The sequence below is a fragment of the Roseburia inulinivorans DSM 16841 genome (assembly GCF_000174195.1).
GTDB lineage: Bacteria > Bacillota > Clostridia > Lachnospirales > Lachnospiraceae > Roseburia > Roseburia inulinivorans.
This window is the reverse complement of record NZ_ACFY01000161.1, coordinates 34,328-52,481: the sequence shown is the minus strand read 5'-3', so window position 1 is coordinate 52,481 and position 18,154 is coordinate 34,328. Positions and strand designations below refer to the sequence as shown.

Here is an 18,154-nt window from a genome sequence, read left to right as displayed (position 1 = left end):
TGTGAAGTCATATTTGAAAATGGATTTTTATCGTATGTTAACATCGAAGTATTTTGGAATTGGAATATTAGGTGTTGTTGGTGTATATGGACTTTCACTGATGCAGTTAAAAAGTCAGGATGTATATTTGCTAAATTATTATATTAAATTCTATAGTACATATATGCTTTTGCTGATATTTGGCGCTGTTGCATATTCTAATGCCATGATGGAGGATTTGGAGTATAAAAACTACTATTTGCAGATACAAAAGGGAAGTTTTAGAAAATATATTTGGTCTAAAGTAATTACGGCATTTATCTCAGCTGTTATCGTGATGGTACTTGGAACATCCATTTTTTGCTTAATGGCTCATTTTAAAATGCCGCTCTTGTCCCCGGATAATGATATGCTGGAATATCTTGCTGATGGTGATTATCTGAGTCAGCTTATTACGCCAGAAACAATATTTTGGTATCTGATAGCGGATGCGGCAATGACAGGGCTAATGGCTGGCATTTTTTCTGTATTCGCTATGTGGTTGTCTTTATTCGTAAAAAATCAAATGTTTACAGTTATGGTTCCTATAGTAGGGTTTTACTTTTTTGTCAATTATTTTACAAGAATATTTGGAGAGAATGATTATTTTAAGTTGAATGTGATCTATATATCAAATGGAAAAATATTTGAAACATCCTTTAGTTGTTTTTGTTATGCACTGTTCGTCGCAGTTGCAATTGCAGCAATAACAGGAAAGTTAATATATAGTAAAATGCATAATGATATATGGGGTGACAGGAATGTGGGGAGCAAATAAATTAGGTATTATAAAATATAGAATAAAAAATGTAAAAATATTTCTGATTGCCATTATCTGGTTGTTTATATTGGATGTATATTTGGCTGATTACAGATCAATGGCAATGACATTAGGGTTAAAAGATAGTTTTGCAATATTGCCACATGTCCAGAATGATTTTTATTTTAACAAAATTATGTTGCTTGGTGGCATGATTTTTTTTGCAGATATTCCCTTTATGTCAGGAGAAGAACTTTATGTAGTGCTTAAGATTGGGAAAGAAAAGTGGTCACAGATTAATTGCTGTTATATCGTCTTGAGTGGTGTATTACTAAGCACATTGCTTACGGTGCTTAGCTTGTTGACAATTTTACCTGCAATTAGTTTAAAAAATGAATGGGGAACGCTTTATCAGACATTTGCTTTTTCAGGAACGGCAGATTGTGTGATTATAAATTCAAAGGCAATGAGTTATTATTCACCTTATGCGTTAATGCTGAATATTTTTCTGATTGATGCGTTAACCTTTGCATTCATGGGAATGCTGCTATATACATTGAGTTTATTTGTGTCGAAAATATGGTCATATGTAATTGTTGTTGTTTTAATTTTTTTGCAATCTGTTTTTGGAAAAATGGGGTTAGTGTTGGATAATTTCCTGCCATTTTCATGGATATCTGCTTCGCATTGGAGATTTGGATATGACAGGCACAGACCGGACCTTATTTACATTTACACGGCGTTTTGTATGTTATTATTTCTACTGGCTGTAATCAGTGAATGGAAAATAAAAAGAATGGACTGGGTGAGTAAGGAGGAACATAGATGACAGATGATGTTGTAATACAAGTTAATAATGTGTCAAAGAAATTTAAATCGCAAGTTGTGCTCAAAGATATAACATTGCAATGCAGAACAGGTAGGATTTATGGATTTGTAGGATACAATGGATCTGGGAAAACAGTTCTTTTTAAATGTATATGTGGGTTACTTTATGTAGATGCAGGAGAGATCAGAGTCAACGGAGAAAAAATTGGACGTGAAATGATAAAAAACGCAGGGATTATTATTGAAGAACCGGCATTCCTTGGAAATGAATCCGGAAGGAAAAATCTTGAGCTATTGTATATGTTAAGGCATAAACGCGATAAAAAAAGGATTGCAGATGTTATGCAGATGCTCGGATTAAATTCAGAATCTAAAAAGACAGTGAGACAGTATTCGTTGGGAATGAGACAAAGGCTTGCATTAGCCCAGGCATTAATGGAAGATCCGGATATATTGATTCTGGATGAGCCAATGAATGGACTGGATAGGGATGGAGTAAACGAAATACGTCAGTTATTATTGAAACTGAAAGAACAGGGAAAAACAATATTACTTGCAAGTCATAACAAAGAAGACATAGAAGTTTTATGCGATGAAGTATTTGAAATGGAACATGGAAAACTGCAGCAAATTCGGTGATTAATAATGAAAAAAAAGATACTATGTATATTCAAAATCAGGAGATAAAAAAAATAATGATTCAAAAATTTCTGTAAATAATGGCAACGATAATTTGTACTTTATGATTGAAAATGCCGGGGAGGACAGGCAGATTGCAGTACAAATTTTTATTGATTATATCCAGGTGCCGATGATAATTGAGGGAGAAACGTATCAGACATTTTTTGTGGATACTGATAAAAGTTTTTCAAAAGAATCTTGTTTTCAAATAGCGGAGACTCTGGATGAGAGTGTTGATCATAAAATTATGGCTGCAATGACAGTATATTCTGATAAGCATGTGAAAGATTCAGAACTTGAATATACTACGAATGGATATTCTATAGCACTTGATGCAGTTTTAGATATAGCAGGAAATACAGACCAATTAATTATGAATAAACTTTACAATTACGAGAATCCCAGGGAATCATATAAAGATATGTGGTATGGAGTGCTGATAAATACTGAATTACAGGATTTCAAAAGAAGAGTACCAAACAAAGAAATAATTGCACAAAAAAATGAAAGAAAGGACTTTGTGTATCATGTTGGCGGATATGATGATTGTACAGAAGCACTGGTTATTTTATGCATGGGTATGGAACAAGTTGATGTTAATCAACAAAAATATATGCTTTTCAAGCTGGAAAAAGGAAAGATACAAGATGGATTAGTAACAATTACAATGCCGGATGAGCAAGGGTGCTACGATTTGACAGGATGGATTATTAAGAATCCATTTTCAGAAGAAAAAACAGAAATCAATTCAGTGAGTGATACGTGGAGATTTACAATCAATGTGACATAATTGACTACACTAAAAAATTATCCAGACCTTTGGTCTGGATAATTTTTCGTTAGAGAGTTTTTTCAAACAAAAAAATAATACATAATAAAATGAATTTATTGAAGAAGCATAATATTTTTCGTATAATCAAAGATACATCAGGGATACATTTTTGGCAAGTGTCGGAACTGGAGGCATATTATAAATGCTAAATATTTATTTTGGGGATATGGAAGAAGCAATTTATAATCCGGCTGTTTATTTTAAAAATATTTATCAGGATAGTTGGATTACAAACGAGCGTTCAAAAGCGATGATAATCAAGTGTTTAATGCGTCAACATGTGGGGATAATTGTGCAAAATGGCTCTTAGAAATTGGGGAAGAAAAAGATATCACAATTAATTTAAGACATCTGATGGATTTTGGAGAGCAAGAGTTTACAATCCACATTTTAAATACAGATGAGATCGTTCATAATATGGAAGAGCTTGTTGTGATTGCTGGAATGTTTGTACGATAGGAGGATAACCATGAAAAAGACAACTGTAGTTTTTGATTTAGACGGAACATTATTAGATACTTTACAAGATCTTGCAAATGCAGTCAATTATGCACTGGAAAAGCAGGGAATGCCAAAGCGTACATTAGAGGAAGTGCGTCAATTTGTAGGAAATGGCGTGCGTCTGCTAATGATCCGGGCGGTGCCGGATGGGGAGAGAAATCCATTATTTGAGGAAACCTTTGCGCTTTTTAAAGAATATTACGGCAAACATTGCAATGATAATACAAAGCCGTATGCAGGCGTTGTAGAACTGATCGAGACGTTAAAGGAAAAAGGCTATGCAGTAGCAATCGTATCGAATAAGATTGATTTTGCAGTCAAAGAATTAAACGACCTTTATTTTAAAGGAATTGTTCCTGTAGCAATCGGTGAAAAAGAGGGCATCCGCAGAAAACCGGCTCCGGATACTGTTTTTGAGGCATTGAAGGAACTTGGAAAAACGAAGGAAGAAGCGGTTTACGTTGGTGATTCTGATGTGGATTTAGAGACTGCAAAAAATTCCGGCATGCCATGTATTTCCGTATTATGGGGCTTTCGTGACAAAGAATTTTTGGCAGAGCATGGGGCAGAGCGTTATGCAAAGACCGCAGAGGATGTGCTGCGGTTTGTAGAAGAAATGTAGAGGTTTGGCAGATTGTGCAGTGACTCGGTAGAAGTGTGCATCGATTCGGCAAACTGCATATTTGCGAGGAAAGTTTGCGCATCATAATGGGGAGTAAAGCAGAATGGGAAATTTTCTTCCAAAATATCCAAAAAATTATTTCAAAAATCAAAAAGGGTTAAGAAGCTTCTGGAAAATGATCTCCATTGGAATCAGCATCATTTTTGGAATATTAGCATGTATTGATAAATTTGAAAAACAGTGGGAATTAAACGTGTTTTACTTTGGGATTGCTTTACTGCTGTTTTACATTTTTATTCATCCGGTCTGGATGGATGCAAAAAAGAAAAAAGGCTATAAGTTTGAGGAAGACAGGATTTATGTTTTTAATATTCTGGGAAAACAAACCAGAATGATCGCATATCAGACGATGGAAAAAGCGGTTCAAAAACGGCAGGTCCGTTGTAAAAACAACGGTCTTGTAATCGGAAAAGGAAGAAATAAAATCTGTTTTTTATACGAGCCGGGAAGTCTGGAAGCAGCAAAGCGGGTAAGACAGTGTTACGACATGCTTCAGAAACACATTGAGCCAGCATTGCCGTGTTTCAGGCAGACAGGACAGGATTTGTTAGACCGCAGAGCTTTTTATCGGAGATGCAGGAAACGTCAGACGATATTGCTGTTGATCGGCAGCTTTTTTGCAGGCGTATTCTGCCATAACAGTTCTGATCCGGATGCAACGGTGATGCTGATCGCAGCGGTTGTCGTGGGATTTTGTGAAACGCTGACACTGCTCAGTCTATATGGAACAATTCTTCTGGAAGCAGAAAATGAGAAAAAAATTACAAGAGAATTCAAAGAGACAGATTATATCAGGGCGAAAGATGCGCGTTTTGGCAAAGTATACACAGCCGTTGTGGTCGTCTGTCTGCTTTTGTTTAATGCATGGGTTATTTTCTTTTCATAAAAACAGTACATAGAAAATAATGTGTAAAGGTCTGGAAGAAAAAATATCTGACAGGCTGCGGGGATGAGTGAATATGCTGCGGGAAAAAATATATGAATTGAAAAATTGGAAATTGGCGGTTCACACAACGTGGAATCCGGGCGCGGAAAATGTGATGCGGATTCACCTTGTTCCACCACGCTTTCTGTCGGGAAAAATAGTGCCTTCTGTTGTGATATTGAATGGGCAGGAAATCGTACCGGTCAGTGAGGCATGGGCGATTCTTCTCACAGAGTTTATCCGGCGGATCAATGAATATGAAAATCATGCGATAGAGGAGAAGGAGGTGCAGCAGGTTCTTAAGGAAACCTTTGGAGCGGTCAGAAAGATATATCCGAAAACAGACCCAGAAGTTTTTCACAGAGACTTGTCGGTCATGCTGGATACATTTGAGGATGTGATCGCTGGAAAAATTCCACAGATGGAGATCGCAGGAATAAGTCTTGGGGAATATGCACCGTATATGCGGGCACCACACCGGATGGATCTTATGGTTTCTGCCATGACACGCGAAGGAAAATGGCATTGCAATCAAAAATGCATACACTGCTATGCGGCAGGACAACCGCTGTCAGAAGAACAGGAGCTTGACACTGAAAGCTGGAAAAAGATCATCCGTGCATGCAGGAAAGCAGGAATTACCCAATTGACCTTTACGGGTGGAGAACCTACACTTAGAGATGATTTATGTAAATTAATTTCAGAGGCAAGATGGTTTGTAACAAGGTTAAACACAAATGGGATACGGCTGACAAAGGAGCTTTGCGCAGAACTTGTACAGGCGGAACTTGACAGTGTGCAGGTGACATTTTATTCGGCAGATCCGGATATTCATAATGAACTTGTTGGCGGTGCACATTATGAGGAAACTGTTGCTGGAATTAGAAATGCGGTGACAGCAGGAATCAATCTGAGTATTAACACACCGCTTTGCAGTTTGAACAAAGATTATCTGGAAACACTGAAATTTTTACATAATCTGGGTGTGCGATATGTGACCTGTTCGGGACTGATCATCACGGGAAATGCAAGAACGGATGAATCGGTACGGACACAGCTTTCAGGGGAACAGCTTTATCAGGTGTTAAAAGAAGCAGCCGGATATTGTTATGCAAACAATATGGAAATCAACTTTACATCGCCGGGCTGGATCGCGCAGGAAAAGCTGCAGGAGCTTGGACTGGATGTACCGTCCTGTGGTGCATGTTTAAGTAACATGGCAGTCACACCAGACGGAAAAGTAGTTCCGTGCCAGAGCTGGTTATCGGGAGAAAACTTTGGAAAAATGGGAGTGACACGCTGGGAAAAGATCTGGAATCATCCAGACTGTAAAGCGCGCCGCATGGAAACCGCACAGATGAAACAGGAGTGCCCATTAAGGGGAAAGGCGGAGATGACAAGATGAAACAGACGGTGAAAAAATTATTGTTTATGCTTGGTATCATGTGTTTGACCATATTCGGAAAAGAGACATCGACAACCGTTTTGGCGGACAATTTGGATGAGATTGAAAATTACACGATTTACGCAGAACCAGACTGGGAAGACGGCTCTGTTTATCTGAAATATGATATTACGTGGAAAGTGTTGGATAGCGACACAGACGGTCCTCTGGAATGGGTTAAAATCGGTATCCCAAATTCGAATGTAGAGGAGATTGAGGGTTACAGCAGTAATATTGAAAATATTCGGTATTACAAAAATGGCGGTTCCTATGTAAGGATTGATTTTGACCGGAAATATTACGAGGGTGAGACGGTAGAATTTTCATTTGGAATCCACCAGCATCATCTATACCAGACTATAGATGGCATGAGAGTGTATCGATTTACGCCGGGCTGGTTTGATGAGATTGTTGTAGATGAACTGAATATCTATTGGAAATCTGACAATATAAAATATGTTTTAAATGGATATTGTGAACAGGATGGTTACTATCAGTTTCGCACGTCTTTGGCGGAGGGGGAGAAATACACTGTAAAAATAGAATATGATGCAGATGTATTTCAGACGGAAGACGACAAGAAGATTTCGCATCCGGTTGGAACAGGTACAAAAATTGTAATGGCGGTTATGCTTCTTGTAGTGCCGGGCATTTTGCTTTTACTTATCATCCGGGCGTACAAAAAAGGCAAACCGGTGGATTCTTACAGAGCGGAGAGCGGATTTGGCAATGCGTTTACTGATATCAGAACGAGCAGCCATTACACAGGCGGCAGAGGTAGTGGTGGCTGTGCCTGCGCATGTGCGTGTGCCTGTGCCGGAGGCGGGAGAGCCGGATGCTCGAAAAAAGATTTTTACGGAACAAAGCTTACGACAATGGCAATCCGCGAGGCGTTGAAAGACACCGCACATGAGGAAATATAACTGTATGGAAACGTATAATTATATAGAATGAAATATTCATAATTTATCAAACTTCGCACTTGAATAAGTGCTTATGCACCTTGAAAATTTAATAATAACTGGCATAAAAATAGCATGAAACAAGCTGGTTTTGGTATAATTGAGTTGTCCAAAAAACAATCATACTTCCGGAGGCTCATGCTATGAATAAAAGTATAACACAAGCAACTCAAAATGATAAGCAGATTTCAAAATCTATCAAAAGATTTTTTACGAGATTTCATGTTTCTTCAGCTTTGAAAGCGTCCAATGCCTACAAAAAGAAGGGCGTTCCAGTAATGGAAATTTTCCAGTATCTGTTTCTGCTGATTTTTTCTAACAGAAGCATGTACATGAACCTGATCACAGGACGAAACACGCCTGATTTTGCAAAGGATACGGTATATCGTTTTATGAAAATGATTCAGATCAACTGGATCCGTTTCACAACAATACTTTCAGCCAGAATCATCAGGGATGCCATATTTCCGTTAGATTCTGAAGAACGTGCAAATGTTTTTATCATTGATGATTCCATGTTTGAACGTAATCGTTCAAAGAAGGCTGAGCTTCTTGCCAAAGTCTATGACCATGCGAAGCATAAATACCTCTTTGGATTTCGAATGCTTACCTTAGGCTGGTCAGATGGAAGCTCTTTCCTGCCGGTCAACAGCATTCTTCTTTCCACAGAAAACAGGAAAAACCGCATCAATGAAGCAACAGAAGTGGATAAAAGAACTGTTGGTTACAAACGCCGGAAGCTTTCCTTGGAAAAAGGAACACAAGCCATGCTTACGCTTTTGGATGCAGCCAAGAAAGCTGCAATTCCGGCGAAATATGTTCTTTTTGACAGCTGGTTTTCATCACCAAGGACTCTTCACGCAGTAAAAAGTATGGGTTACGATGTAATCGGCATGGTCAAGAAAACACCAAAGATGTTCTTTCGCTACAATGGCGAAGATATGCCTCTAACTTCTATCTACAACAAGAACAAAAAGAGACGCGGAAGATCAAGATATCTGCTCTCTGTTATGATTGATGTTGTAAAGGATGGTGAAATCATTCCTGCCAAAGTAGTTTATGTCCGCAACTCTCTTTCCTATGATGCAATGACCGCACATACTGCAGTTGTTTTTACACGATATATGATACTTTCACTAGAAAGCAGGGAATCCAAGGATAACCGGTCTCTGGGCGAGCTTTTTCTATACTTTTCGGACGAAATGTCGGATATCACATGAATACAGGCTTTTCAAATGCTGCTTCAAATGTTCAGAACAATGCTTTCAGATAACACTGAACTTTCAGATGAAAAAATCGCTGAATTGGCAGATGCATTTATGAATACACTTCCGGTCATGTTGAAAACACAACTACAAGCCTCATAAAGTCTGGACATTGACAACTGAATAACTGCCAGGTATTGAGTTTTCAAGGTGCATAGCTAAAATTTATGTGCGAAGTTTGAGTAAAGGAACAATAGTGTTAGTTCATGGCGCTTATCATGGCCCATGGTGCTGGGAGGATAATTTTAAGCCGTTCTTTGTAAAACGAGGATATAGTGTTATAGTGGTCAATTTTAGTAATCCAAATCCAAAAGTGAAAATAAATGACTATATGGAACATCTCAATGAAGTGGTGGGAGAAATTAGTGGAAAAGTTTATATTATTTCACATTCGTTAGGAACTGCAATAGTGGAAAAATATATTACTAAGTTTTCGCCTAAATTAGAAGCCGTTGTCTTTTTGACTCCTAGTCCAGTAATAAAAAGACTTCAAAAAGCCTTCCTTGTTAATTTTCATAATATAATGAGGAGTAAAAGTTGTTTCTACTTTTCTAATCGCCTAGATGAAAGTGTGGAAAGCGTTTATCTGGATAAGTTTACTGATGAGTCAAGGCAAATTGAACTTTTAATGATTCGCAAGAAAGTACCTGTAGGTTATGAGTGGAATTATAAGACATTAGGATAGGAGGACAGGTAATGAAAAAGACAACTGTAGTTTTTGATTTAGACGGAACATTATTAGATACTTTACAAGATCTTGCAAATGCAGTCAATTATGCACTGGAACAGCAGGGAATGCCAAAGCGTACATTAGAGGAAGTGCGTCAATTTGTAGGAAATGGCGTGCGCCTGCTAATGATCCGGGCGGTGCCGGATGGGGAGAGCAATCCATTATTTGAGGAAACCTTTGCGCTTTTTAAAGAATATTACGGCGAACATTGCAATGATAACACAAAGCCGTATGCAGGCGTTGTAGAGCTGATCGAGACTTTGAAGAAGAAAGGTTATGCGGTAGCAATCGTATCGAATAAGATTGATTTTGCGGTCAAAGAATTAAACGACCTTTATTTTAAAGGAATCGTTCCTGTAGCAATCGGTGAAAAAGAGGGCATCCGCAGAAAACCGGCTCCGGATACGGTTTTTGAGGCATTGAAAGAATTAGGAAAAACGAAAGAAGAAGCGGTTTACGTTGGTGATTCTGACGTTGATATTGAGACGGCGAAAAATGCCGGTATGCCTTGTGTCTCGGTTCTCTGGGGATTTCGTGACAAAGAGTTTTTAGCAGAGCACGGAGCAGAATACTACGCTGAGACGGCAGAGGATGTACTAAGATATATAAAAGAGATGAAATAGCATCAGGGCAATTCTGTACGCAAACGTTAGAGTAAAAATCACCCGGCAATTGCAAGATATATCCCCCCGGGGAGCTTGCAGGACCGGACATTCCTAAAGTAAAATAGTCGGCATGGAGATGATAGCACCCTGACAGGTGGCAGATCTTACAAAAAGAAAATGGAGATTAGGAATGAAAAAGAGAATTTTTGCGATGCTGATGGCAGCAGCAATGATGCTTTCCATGGCAGCCTGTGGAAACGGCGCAGAAGAAAAGAAAACAGAAAATTCCGCTGGAACCGAAGCACAGGCAGCGGACGGAGCTTCGGCACTTGTATATGGAAGTAATGATTACACGCGTATCAATCCGGCAATGGATGAGCATGGTGAGATCAATATTCTGATTTTCAGCGGACTGACATCACATGATGGTGAGAATCAGGTTGCTCCGGGGCTTGCAAAGAGCTGGGACTACGATGAAGATACTTTAACTTATACATTCCATTTAGAGGAGAATGTGAAGTGGCATGATGGGGAACCGTTTACAGCAGATGATGTAAAATTCACGATCGAGTCAATCATGGATCCTGATAACGGTTCCGAAAATGCACCAAACTACGAAGACGTAACAGCCATTGACGTGATCGACGATCATACGATCGCATTCACACTTTCAGCGCCGAACGTAGCGTTCCTTGACTATATGACAATGGCAATTCTGCCAAAGCATTTACTGGAAGGCGAAGATATGCAGGAGTCGGATTTCTTCCGCCATCCGATCGGTACCGGTCCATACAAATTAGACAGCTGGGATGCGGGACAGGCGATCACATTGGTAAAGAACGAGGATTATTTCAAGGGTGCGCCAAATATCGACAAGATCATTTTTAAGATCGTACCGGATGATAATGCAAAAGCGATCCAGATGCAGTCCGGAGAACTGGATCTTGCATTACTGACACCGAAGGATGCGAAGACCTTTGCAGATCAGGATGGTTATACATGCTATGATATGAAGACATCGGATTACCGCGGAATCCTTTACAATTTTAATAATGATTACTGGACAGCCAATAAAGACATTATCCCTGCCATCAATTATGCAATTGACAGACAGGCGATCATTGATGCGGTTCTCCTCGGACAGGGAATGACTGCATACGGACCATTGCAGCGTAATATTTATAACAATGAGAATGTAGAACATTATGATTACGATCCGGAAAAATCAAAAGAAATCATGGAGTCTGTCGGATGTACGATGGGTGAAGATGGATTCTACTACAGAGACGGCGAAAAGATCGGTTTCGTTATAAGTGTCGGAGCAGGTGACCAGGCAAGACTCGATATCGCCCAGGCAGCAGCACAGCAGTTAAAAGAAGTTGGTATTGACTGTACGGTAGAAGTTCCGACAGAGGTTGACTGGGGCGGACAGATGGCGTATCTGATCGGCTGGGGAAGTCCTTTTGATGCAGATGATCATACTTACAAAGTATTTGGTACAGACAAGGGTGCTAACTACAGTTCTTATTCCAATGCACTGGTAGATCAGTATCTGATTGAGGCGAGAGAGTCCGCAGATCCTGAGGTGCGTGCAGAGGCATATGACAAGTTTCAGGAAGAGCTGGCAAAAGATCCGGCATTTACCTTTATCTGTTATATTGATGCAAATTATGTGGCAAATTCTTCTATTCAGGGAATCTCAGCAGACACTGTTATGGGACATCACGGTGTCGGAATTTTCTGGAATGTTGCAGACTGGACGATTGGGAACTAGGAAATAACTGCCGGAGGCAGCAGAAGGAATTCACTATGGAAGAACAGAGCAGAACATATATATTGGAAGCTTCAGATTTATCGGTCAGTTTTGAAACGGACGCCGGTGAAGTACAGGCAGTCAGAGATGTAAGCCTCTCCCTGAAAGAGGGAGAGGTTCTTGCGATTGTGGGAGAGTCCGGCTGTGGGAAAAGCGTTTTGTGTAAAAGTCTGATGAAAATGCTTCCGGGGAATGCCAGAATAAAATCAGGAAAAATTCTGGCAAATGGAATCGATATTACCGGGTACAAAGAGCGTGACATGGCGAAATTGCGTGGAACGCTTTTTTCCATGGTATTTCAGGATCCGATGACAGCATTAAATCCGACGATGACAATTGGCAGACAGATAGAAGAAGCAATTAAAATACACAATCCTCATATAAAGCGTGATGCATTAGAAAAGCGTGTCATAGAGCTGATGGGATTAGTCGGTATCGATCAGGCAGACGAGCGGAGGAATTTATACCCGTATCATTTTTCGGGCGGCATGAGACAGCGCAGTGTGTTAGCAATCGCACTGGCAGGAAACCCGTCTGTCCTGATCGCAGATGAGCCGACAACAGCGTTAGATGTGACGATACAGGCACAGATTTTGGATCTGTTCCGCGATATCCAGAAGAAAATGCATACCTCAACTATTTTTGTGACACATGATCTGGGCGTTGTCGCAAGAGTTGCGGACCGGGTGGCTGTCATGTATGCAGGGAAAATCGTGGAACTTGGAACGACAGAGGACATTTTTTATGATGCAAGGCATCCATATACATGGGGGCTTATGCAGGCACTTCCGGCGTATGCAAAAGGGAAAGAGATGCTGCATGCGATCCCGGGAATGCCGCCGGTATTGATCGATCCTCCCAGGGGGGATGCGTTTGCATGCAGAAATGAATATGCACTTGCAATTGATTATGAAAAAGAACCGCCAATGTTTAGAATATCAGATACACACCATGCGGCAACCTGGCTGCTGGATGAGAGGGCACCTGAAATAAAACCGCCTTCGCCCGTATGCAGTTCCTTTTTGGCAGAAGGAGATCAGAGAGAAGGATGTGAAGGAACAGCGGAGCGTAAAAAGACTTCTGTGGTGGAAGAATGTCAGAATGATGCAGAAAACAGGGAGACTTTAGTGGCTGTAAATCATCTCACGAAAAGTTTTTCCATTGGAAAAAGAAATGTGCATAAAGCTGTAGATGATGTGAGTTTCCGGATTTATAAGGGAGAAGTTTTTGGACTGGTAGGTGAATCCGGTTCAGGAAAATCCACTGTGGCAAATTGCGTGATGAATTTATGTAAACCAGATAGCGGAGAGATTTTATATAAGGAAATTGATACATGCTGCAGTAAGGAGTTCCGGAAAAATAAAAAAATGCTTCAGTGTGAGCGGCAGATTATTTTTCAGGACTCCACTTCCAGTTTGAATCCTCGTATGAAAGTGAAGGATATTTTGACAGAGCCCTTCCGGATACAGCACATCACACCGAAAAGAGGGACACTTTCAGCGGAGGCAGCATTTCAGCTGACGTATGTTGGATTGGATAATTCCTATCTGGAAAAATATCCTTCGGAGCTCTCAGGCGGACAAAGGCAGCGTGTTGCAATTGCGCGCGCAGTAGCGATGGAACCGGAACTGCTGGTCGCAGATGAACCGATCGCATCCTTAGACGTATCCATTCAGGCACAGATCGTGAACCTGTTCCGGCATTTGCAGAAGGAGCACGGGTTTTCGTTTCTGTTTATTGCACACGATCTTTCCATGGTACGTTTTTTGTGTGACCGGGTAGGTGTGATGCATGACGGCAAATTAGTGGAAGTAGGAAATGTGGAAGATATTTTCAGACATCCGAAGCACCCATATACGAAGGCTTTGATCGAGTCCATCCCAATTCCGGATCCGCACATGGAACGGCAAAGAGCAAGAGAGAAAGAACATGAGTAAAAAAGAGATTGGTATCTATATAATAAAAAAAATATTGCTGTTTCTGGCAAGTATTTTTTTGTTGTCAGTGATCGTATTTTATATTTCCAGACTGGCACCGGGAGATCCGCTTGTCTCTTACTATGGGGAAAGAGTGGAAAAAATGAGTCCCGAGGAACATGACTGGGCGATGGAGAAGCTGGGACTGAACGAGTCTGTTTCCGTTCAGTATGTAAAATGGCTTTCGAATGCATTTCATGGAGAATTCGGTATCTCCTATAAATACAAAATGGATGTGCTGGAAGTGATTTCCGGAAGAGTCGGAAATACAATGCTGCTGGGCGGGATAGGCTTTGTGCTTATTTTTACACTGGCGTTGTTATTGGGAATTTTGTGTGCATGGCACGAAGAAAAATGGCTGGATAAAATCATATGCCAGGTCGGAACGGTCACAAGCTGTATACCGGAGTTCTGGTTTTCACTGGTACTGATCCTTTTCTTTGCAGTTGAGCTTCATATATTGCCAAGCTCCGGTGCCTATACGATCGGAAAAGAGAAGGATATTGCGGACAGGATACAGCATCTCATATTGCCGGTCACAGTTGTAGTGATGGGACACCTATGGTACTACGCTTATATGATCCGCAATACGATTTTAGAGGAAGTGCGGGCAGATTATGTGCTGCTGGCGAAATCAAAAGGGCTGACAAAAAATAAGATCCTTTTCCGCCATTGCCTCCGTAACATTATTCCAAGCTATCTGAGCATTATGGCAATCTCGGTGCCTCATATTTTAGGAGGAACCTATATTGTTGAGACAGTATTCTCTTATCCGGGGCTTGGAACACTTGCTTATGAGAGTGCCAGATATAAAGATTATAATTTACTGATGGTTTTATGCATCCTTACAGGTATTGTCGTGGTTGTCTGCAACATGATCGCCCAGACGATCAATGAGAGGATCGATCCGAGAATACGTCAGTGACAGAAAGGAACCGATGATGGATACAGATTTTCAGATTGTGGGAATTAGAAATACAGAGGATCGGACGGTTGGCAGGCATACAAAATGGTATCAGGGAAAACCTTTGATATCAGCGCTGCTGCTTGCGGTCATCCTGTCAGGCTGCCTGTGCTGTCATCTGATCATGACAAAAGATCCCGGCTATATGGATCTGGCACATTACAATGAGGCACCGGGAGGAGAGTTTCTCTTTGGGACAGATACGATGGGGAGAGATATTTTTTCCATGATCTGGTATGGGGGACGGATCTCACTTTTGATCGGAGTGCTTGCGACGTTTCTCTCTACGGTGCTTGCAATTGTCTTTGGTTCCGTCAGCGGATGTGCGCCGGAGTGGGTGGATTCACTGCTCATGCGTTTTACAGAGATTTTCTTAAGCATCCCGAATCTGCTGCTGGTCATTTTATTGCAGGCAATCTTAGGAAAAGCCAGCATTTTCAGTATTTCGTTTATTATCGGGATCACGAGCTGGCCAGGTATCGCCAAAGTGGTACGCACGGAAGTAAAACAGATCCGAAACAGCGGGTATGTCATTGCAGCAAGATGTATGGGGGGAAGCTTCCAGCATGTCTTGTGGAAACACCTGACTCCAAATTTTGCTTCATCGATCATGTTTATGGTTGTCATGAATATCAGAAGTGCGATCATTGCAGAGTCAACCTTAAGCTTTATGGGAATCGGTCTGCCGCTAGAGCAGATTTCGTGGGGAAGCATGCTTTCAAATGCAGACAAAGCACTGATGACAAAGTCATGGTGGATCATTCTCATACCGGGCCTTTTTCTGACAGTCACGCTCATGTGCATGACAAATCTTGGAAATTATTTGAGAAAGGCTGTCAACCGGAAGGAAAGTTATCTGTAACTGTGTCAGTGCATACATGACTTTACAGTTGACAAGACAGTTGTAAAGTGATACTTTAAACAAGAATCTTAAAACCATGGTAATGAGAAATTTTGTCGTGATAAGGCAGAAAAATCTGAGAAAAGAGTGGATGATGGAATGGAAGTAATGCCTCACTTAAAACTGCGCGATGACCTCGGCATTCAGTATGCGATCCTTCCTGGAGACCCGGCAAGGGTGGAGCGGATCGCAGAACAGTTAGAGGACGTGGAGGAGTTAGAATTTAACAGGGAATATAAAAGCATTGCAGGAACTTACAAGGGAATCCGCGTGCTTGCAGTTTCTACGGGGATCGGCGGTCCTTCGACCGGAATTGCTGTGGAAGAGCTGGCGCGTATCGGCGTGACGCACGCGATCCGTATAGGGAGCTGCGGTGCATTACAAAAAGAAATCAGATTAGGGGATCTGATCTTAGTGCAGGGTGCGGTGAGAGATGAAGGAACTTCCAGAACGTACATAGATTCCATTTATCCGGCAATCCCGGATTTTGAACTGATGAATGCCTGTGTAGAGGCAGCAGAGGAGGAGCAGATTCCGGCGCATGTCGGAATGGCACGGAGTCACGACAGTTTTTACACGGACAGAGAGGACGAGATCGACGCACTGTGGGCCGGCAGAGGAGTGCTGGGCTGTGATATGGAGACAGCGGCGCTGTTTGTGATCGGAAAACTCCGGGGTGTGAAGACAGCCTCTGTCTTAAATACGGTGGTGGAATACGAGGATAACCTTGAAGATAACATTAACAACTATACGGATGGAGTGAATGCAACCGTACAGGGAGAAAAAAATGAGATTCATGTAGCATTGGAGGCACTGTACAGGTGCTCCGGAAAATGAGGAGGACAACGTTATGAAGAACATTTTTAAAACAAAATTAAACACAGCAAGTCTGGTATTGATCCCGGCATGTATCGGTATCAATTACCTCGGAAAATTATTTGCTTCCGTATTAAAACTGCCGTTATGGTTAGATTCCATCGGAACCTGTATCGGTGGCGCACTCGGCGGACCGATCATTGGTGCGATCTGTGGAGCAGCCAACAACCTGATCTATGGTTTTACAACCGGTGATTCCATTACATTAGTGTATGCCCTCACAAGTCTTGGCATTGGTCTTGTCGTTGGTATTATGGCACGTCTCGGCAAAATGGAAAAAGTAAACGGTGCGTTACTGACTTCTTTAGCCGGCGGTCTTGCAGCAGTATTGATCTCCACTCCGTTAAACGTTATTTTCTGGGGTGGTACAACAGGAAATGTCTGGGGCGATGCAGTATTCGCAGCAACACAGGCAGCAAATCTCCCGGTTGTATTAGGTTCTTTCTTGGATGAAGTCGTTGTGGATGTTCCGGATAAGATCATTACGGTATTGATCGTGTTTGCGATTTTAAAAGGACTTCCGAAAAAACTTACTGCTCTTTATGATGTGAACGACAGTGTGGAGAGCTTAGACTAAGAAGTGAAAACATATTCTGATGGAGTGATTTAGATGAAAAGTATCAGCCTTTATGTGGATAAAGATACCTATTTGACCAGAATGCATCCGTTTACGAAACTGTGTTATATCCTGACAGCGGTCGTTGCATCGCTGATCGCAGGGAAGTTATGGGCATTCGCTATATTCATTGGAATCAGTCTTGTAATGCTTATCAGTGGAAAAATCATGAAAAAGGTTTTTCCACTGATTGCTTTTTCATTTACAATTCTGATCACTATATTTTTGATCCATGGTTTATTTAATCATGAAAATGCAAACTTAATGTTTCAGTTAGGACCGTTAAAGTTCTATCGGGAAGGAATGATGTATGCGCTTCGCATCAGCTGTAACGTCTTGAATATGCTGCTGGCATTTGCGGTGTTTGTACTCACAACTAAGCCGGCAGAGCTGGTAGAGGATCTGGAGCAGGCAGGATTTTCACCGAAGATCGGATATGTCATCAGTTCTGTTTTTCAGATCGTACCGCAGATGAGCGGCACGATGAACACGATCATGGATGCACAGCGGAGCCGTGGGCTTGAGACGGAGGGAAATCTGATCACCAGGGCAAAATCTTTTCTTCCGTTAATTTCGCCGGTTGTCATGAGCTCGCTCATCAACACAAGAGAGCGCGCGATCGCACTGGAAATCCGGGGCTTTGAGGCTGGGCAGAAAAAGACCTATCTCAGGGAAGGAAAAATGAAAACTTCCGACCGCGTGTTATGTCTGGTGATGGCTGTGGTGATTGCAGGGGCTATCGTGGTGAGGATTGTGTTTTGAGTTGTTTATGGAA

At 41.2% G+C, this 18,154-nt stretch carries 18 protein-coding genes and 1 pseudogene; all 19 read left to right on the top strand.

Going from position 1 to position 18,154, the window contains the following annotated elements; translation table 11 throughout:
* Window position 1 precedes the first annotated feature (1 nt).
* Window positions 2-796: an ABC transporter permease gene (locus ROSEINA2194_RS17530; protein WP_044928737.1), complete on the top strand. Its 795-nt coding sequence runs from the start codon at window positions 2-4 to the stop codon at window positions 794-796.
* Window positions 780-1,607, top strand: coding sequence for a hypothetical protein (locus ROSEINA2194_RS17525; protein ID WP_007890214.1), 828 nt, complete (start codon window positions 780-782; stop codon window positions 1,605-1,607). The genes ROSEINA2194_RS17530 and ROSEINA2194_RS17525 overlap by 17 nt, the downstream gene beginning before the upstream one ends.
* Window positions 1,604-2,245, top strand: coding sequence for an ABC transporter ATP-binding protein (locus ROSEINA2194_RS17520; RefSeq protein WP_007890213.1), 642 nt, complete (start codon window positions 1,604-1,606; stop codon window positions 2,243-2,245). Before ROSEINA2194_RS17525 ends, ROSEINA2194_RS17520 begins: the two co-directional genes overlap by 4 nt.
* Window positions 2,246-2,348: 103 nt before the next feature.
* On the top strand, window positions 2,349-3,077 hold the full coding sequence (locus ROSEINA2194_RS17515; protein WP_007890212.1) for a hypothetical protein: 729 nt from the start codon (window positions 2,349-2,351) through the stop codon (window positions 3,075-3,077).
* A gap of 264 nt (window positions 3,078-3,341) precedes the next feature.
* A complete protein-coding gene (locus ROSEINA2194_RS17510; RefSeq protein ID WP_007890211.1) occupies window positions 3,342-3,578 on the top strand; it encodes a DUF4869 domain-containing protein in 237 nt (78 codons plus the stop codon).
* 10 nt (window positions 3,579-3,588) lie between these two features.
* Window positions 3,589-4,242, top strand: a complete 654-nt coding sequence (locus ROSEINA2194_RS17505; RefSeq protein WP_007890210.1) for an HAD family hydrolase — start codon at window positions 3,589-3,591, stop codon at window positions 4,240-4,242.
* A gap of 103 nt (window positions 4,243-4,345) precedes the next feature.
* The gene (locus tag ROSEINA2194_RS17500) at window positions 4,346-5,188 is read left to right on the top strand and encodes a hypothetical protein (protein WP_007890209.1); all 843 of its coding nucleotides are present in this window, start codon (window positions 4,346-4,348) and stop codon (window positions 5,186-5,188) included.
* A gap of 73 nt (window positions 5,189-5,261) precedes the next feature.
* Window positions 5,262-6,632, top strand: a complete 1,371-nt coding sequence (locus tag ROSEINA2194_RS17495) for a radical SAM protein (RefSeq protein ID WP_007890208.1) — start codon at window positions 5,262-5,264, stop codon at window positions 6,630-6,632.
* Complete coding sequence (locus ROSEINA2194_RS17490) at window positions 6,629-7,594, top strand: hypothetical protein (RefSeq protein ID WP_007890207.1); 966 nt, start codon at window positions 6,629-6,631, stop codon at window positions 7,592-7,594. Before ROSEINA2194_RS17495 ends, ROSEINA2194_RS17490 begins: the two co-directional genes overlap by 4 nt.
* 182 nt (window positions 7,595-7,776) lie before the next feature.
* Window positions 7,777-9,000, top strand: a pseudogene (locus ROSEINA2194_RS17485) (IS4 family transposase).
* A gap of 76 nt (window positions 9,001-9,076) precedes the next feature.
* A complete protein-coding gene (locus ROSEINA2194_RS17480; RefSeq protein WP_147402694.1) occupies window positions 9,077-9,583 on the top strand; it encodes an alpha/beta hydrolase in 507 nt (168 codons plus the stop codon).
* A gap of 11 nt (window positions 9,584-9,594) precedes the next feature.
* Window positions 9,595-10,251, top strand: a complete 657-nt coding sequence (locus ROSEINA2194_RS17475) for an HAD family hydrolase (protein ID WP_007890203.1) — start codon at window positions 9,595-9,597, stop codon at window positions 10,249-10,251.
* A gap of 172 nt (window positions 10,252-10,423) precedes the next feature.
* Window positions 10,424-12,007, top strand: a complete 1,584-nt coding sequence (locus ROSEINA2194_RS17470; RefSeq protein ID WP_044928771.1) for an ABC transporter substrate-binding protein — start codon at window positions 10,424-10,426, stop codon at window positions 12,005-12,007.
* A gap of 35 nt (window positions 12,008-12,042) precedes the next feature.
* Window positions 12,043-13,983, top strand: coding sequence for a dipeptide ABC transporter ATP-binding protein (locus ROSEINA2194_RS22570; RefSeq protein WP_007890201.1), 1,941 nt, complete (start codon window positions 12,043-12,045; stop codon window positions 13,981-13,983).
* Window positions 13,976-14,947: an ABC transporter permease gene (locus tag ROSEINA2194_RS17460; protein WP_007890200.1), complete on the top strand. Its 972-nt coding sequence runs from the start codon at window positions 13,976-13,978 to the stop codon at window positions 14,945-14,947. The genes ROSEINA2194_RS22570 and ROSEINA2194_RS17460 overlap by 8 nt, the downstream gene beginning before the upstream one ends.
* Window positions 14,948-14,960: 13 nt before the next feature.
* The gene (locus ROSEINA2194_RS17455) at window positions 14,961-15,848 is read left to right on the top strand and encodes an ABC transporter permease (protein WP_007890199.1); all 888 of its coding nucleotides are present in this window, start codon (window positions 14,961-14,963) and stop codon (window positions 15,846-15,848) included.
* A 138-nt stretch (window positions 15,849-15,986) separates the two neighbouring features.
* Window positions 15,987-16,724 (top strand): nucleoside phosphorylase, encoded by a 738-nt coding sequence (locus tag ROSEINA2194_RS17450; protein ID WP_044928768.1) that lies wholly within the window; start codon window positions 15,987-15,989, stop codon window positions 16,722-16,724.
* A 13-nt stretch (window positions 16,725-16,737) separates the two neighbouring features.
* Window positions 16,738-17,340: an ECF transporter S component gene (locus tag ROSEINA2194_RS17445; RefSeq protein ID WP_007890197.1), complete on the top strand. Its 603-nt coding sequence runs from the start codon at window positions 16,738-16,740 to the stop codon at window positions 17,338-17,340.
* Between the two features lie 33 nt (window positions 17,341-17,373).
* Window positions 17,374-18,141: an energy-coupling factor transporter transmembrane component T family protein gene (locus ROSEINA2194_RS17440; protein WP_007890196.1), complete on the top strand. Its 768-nt coding sequence runs from the start codon at window positions 17,374-17,376 to the stop codon at window positions 18,139-18,141.
* Window positions 18,142-18,154: the final 13 nt, after the last annotated feature.

What these genes read in the sequence shown, in the direction of transcription:
- ROSEINA2194_RS17525 (WP_007890214.1), top strand. Translation starts at nt 780, where the DNA reads ATGTGGGGAGCAAATAAATTAGGTATTATAAAATATAGAATAAAAAAT.
- ROSEINA2194_RS17520 (WP_007890213.1), top strand. Translation starts at nt 1,604, where the DNA reads ATGACAGATGATGTTGTAATACAAGTTAATAATGTGTCAAAGAAATTT.
- ROSEINA2194_RS17515 (WP_007890212.1), top strand. Translation starts at nt 2,349, where the DNA reads ATGATTGAAAATGCCGGGGAGGACAGGCAGATTGCAGTACAAATTTTT.
- ROSEINA2194_RS17505 (WP_007890210.1), top strand. Translation starts at nt 3,589, where the DNA reads ATGAAAAAGACAACTGTAGTTTTTGATTTAGACGGAACATTATTAGAT.
- ROSEINA2194_RS17500 (WP_007890209.1), top strand. Translation starts at nt 4,346, where the DNA reads ATGGGAAATTTTCTTCCAAAATATCCAAAAAATTATTTCAAAAATCAA.
- ROSEINA2194_RS17495 (WP_007890208.1), top strand. Translation starts at nt 5,262, where the DNA reads ATGCTGCGGGAAAAAATATATGAATTGAAAAATTGGAAATTGGCGGTT.
- ROSEINA2194_RS17490 (WP_007890207.1), top strand. Translation starts at nt 6,629, where the DNA reads ATGAAACAGACGGTGAAAAAATTATTGTTTATGCTTGGTATCATGTGT.
- ROSEINA2194_RS17475 (WP_007890203.1), top strand. Translation starts at nt 9,595, where the DNA reads ATGAAAAAGACAACTGTAGTTTTTGATTTAGACGGAACATTATTAGAT.
- ROSEINA2194_RS17470 (WP_044928771.1), top strand. Translation starts at nt 10,424, where the DNA reads ATGAAAAAGAGAATTTTTGCGATGCTGATGGCAGCAGCAATGATGCTT.
- ROSEINA2194_RS22570 (WP_007890201.1), top strand. Translation starts at nt 12,043, where the DNA reads ATGGAAGAACAGAGCAGAACATATATATTGGAAGCTTCAGATTTATCG.
- ROSEINA2194_RS17460 (WP_007890200.1), top strand. Translation starts at nt 13,976, where the DNA reads ATGAGTAAAAAAGAGATTGGTATCTATATAATAAAAAAAATATTGCTG.
- ROSEINA2194_RS17455 (WP_007890199.1), top strand. Translation starts at nt 14,961, where the DNA reads ATGATGGATACAGATTTTCAGATTGTGGGAATTAGAAATACAGAGGAT.
- ROSEINA2194_RS17450 (WP_044928768.1), top strand. Translation starts at nt 15,987, where the DNA reads ATGGAAGTAATGCCTCACTTAAAACTGCGCGATGACCTCGGCATTCAG.
- ROSEINA2194_RS17445 (WP_007890197.1), top strand. Translation starts at nt 16,738, where the DNA reads ATGAAGAACATTTTTAAAACAAAATTAAACACAGCAAGTCTGGTATTG.
- ROSEINA2194_RS17440 (WP_007890196.1), top strand. Translation starts at nt 17,374, where the DNA reads ATGAAAAGTATCAGCCTTTATGTGGATAAAGATACCTATTTGACCAGA.